This window comes from Streptomyces sp. NPDC006510 (assembly GCF_040611955.1).
In the GTDB taxonomy this organism is placed as follows: Bacteria; Actinomycetota; Actinomycetes; order Streptomycetales; family Streptomycetaceae; genus Streptomyces.
Genome location: NZ_JBEXPH010000428.1, coordinates 1 through 1,869 on the forward strand (window position 1 = coordinate 1; position 1,869 = coordinate 1,869).

The 1,869-nt window shown below is 72.4% G+C and carries 2 protein-coding genes; both read left to right on the forward strand.

Features of this window, described 5'->3' with window-relative positions; all coding sequences use genetic code 11:
* Nucleotides 1–55 precede the first annotated feature (55 nt).
* Complete coding sequence (locus ABZY11_RS44190; protein WP_356484577.1) at nt 56–460, forward strand: globin; 405 nt, start codon at nt 56–58, stop codon at nt 458–460.
* Nucleotides 461–646: 186 nt separating this feature from the next.
* A partial coding sequence (locus ABZY11_RS44195; protein WP_356484578.1) for an FtsX-like permease family protein occupies nt 647–1,869 on the forward strand: 1,223 nt, incomplete at its 3' end.

Sequence of the window (1,869 nt, forward strand, 5' to 3'; positions counted from 1 at the left end):
GCCGGGTGGTCCTAGGCCCCCGGTCCTCGGCCGGTGCGTCTGCGACCATGGACGGGTGACAGAGAATCCGCGCGACACGCTTCAGGGGCAGACCTTCTACGAGCAGGTCGGCGGCGAGGAGACCTTCCGGCGCCTGGTGCACCGCTTCTACCAGGGAGTCGCCGAGGACCCGCTGCTCCGGCCGATGTACCCGGAGGAGGATCTGGGCCCGGCCGAGGATCGGTTCGCCCTGTTCCTGATGCAGTACTGGGGCGGGCCCCGCACCTACAACGAGAAGCGCGGACACCCCCGGCTGCGGATGCGGCACGTCCCGTTCCGGGTGGACCGGGCGGCGCACGACGCCTGGCTGAGCCATATGCGGGTGGCCGTCGACGAGCTCGGACTGGCGCCGGAGCACGAGCGGCAGCTGTGGGACTACCTGACCTACGCGGCCGCCTCGATGGTGAACACCCAGGGCTGAGAGCCCGCCCCGTCCCCGTTTCCCTCCCTCCCCCGGCCACAAGCGCGGAATGCGGTCTTCCGTAACCGATAAACGGTCACAATCGCATCAAGTACGTACGCAAGCGGTTTCCAAAGGCACATGCGCCTTGAAAGCATCCGTACAAAGCCGGGGGGCTTGTGTGTGATGAGGGCCCAGGGGGCGTGAGTGACGGGGTTCGTCTTTCTCCGAGTACGGGCCCATCGGCTTCTGCTCTCCGCAGCCGTTCTCGCCGTGCTGCTGACCACCTCGGTGCTGGCCGCGCTCACCGCCTTCTCCGGTTCCGTCGGCGACGCGGCGCTCCGCCACGCCCTCACCCACCGATCGGCGGCCGCCGCCTCCCTCGTGATGTCCGCGCAGGTGGCGCCCGCGCAGCGGGACGCGGCCGACGCGATCGCCCGGAAGGCGGCCCGCGAGGCCTTCGACGGCCTGCCGGTGACCGTCCGGACGCTGGAGACGTCGGGGGCGTACGCGCTGCCGCGCGATCTGCGGGCCCCGGACGCCCGGAGCGGCGAGCCCGACCTCGCCCACTTCGCCTCGCTCGACCACAGCCGCGTCCGTATCGCCGCGGGTCGCATGCCCGCGTCGGGCGGCGGGAAGTCCGGTGAGCCCGTCCAGGTCGCCCTGCCCCGCACCGCCGCCGAAGCGCTGAAGCTGAAGCCCGGTTCGCGATTCACCGTCACCGACCGGCTGACCGACAAGCCGCTGCCCGTCCTGGTCACGGGCGTGTACGAGGTGTCCGACCCGGCCGATCCGTACTGGCAGCTGGACGAGCTCGGCGGGCGCGGCATCCGCAAGCTCGCCTTCACCACCTACGGCCCGCTGCTCACCGGCCCGGACGTGACCGGTTTTGGACGGGTCAGTCCCGGGACGATGTCCTGGCTGGCGACCGCCGATTTCCGCACGGTCACCACGGGCCGCATCGACGCGCTGCACGACGCCACCACGGCCGCCCCGAAGACGCTGCTGACCGCCCCCGAGTTCAAGAGCGGCGCCACCGCGCGGACCTCGCTCCCCCAGGTGCTGGAACAGATCGACCGGGCGCTGCTGGTCTCCCGCTCGACACTGATGATCGTGGCCGTCCAGCTGGTGCTGCTCGCGGGTTACGCGCTGCTGCTGGTGGCCCGGCTGCTGAGCAGCGAGCGCGACGGAGAGACCCGTCTGCTGCGGGCCCGGGGCGGATCGCGCGGCCGCATCACGGCGCTCGCCGCGATCGAGGCGCTGCTGCTGGCCCTGCCCGCCGCGCTCGTCGCCCCGCTGCTCGCCGGGCCGCTGACCCGGCTGCTCGCGGACCGCGGCGCGCTGTCCCGGATCGGGCTGCGGATCGACGGCGGCGCCACCGGCACCGTGTGGCTGGTCGCCGTGGTCACCGCGCTCAGCTGCGCGCTGGC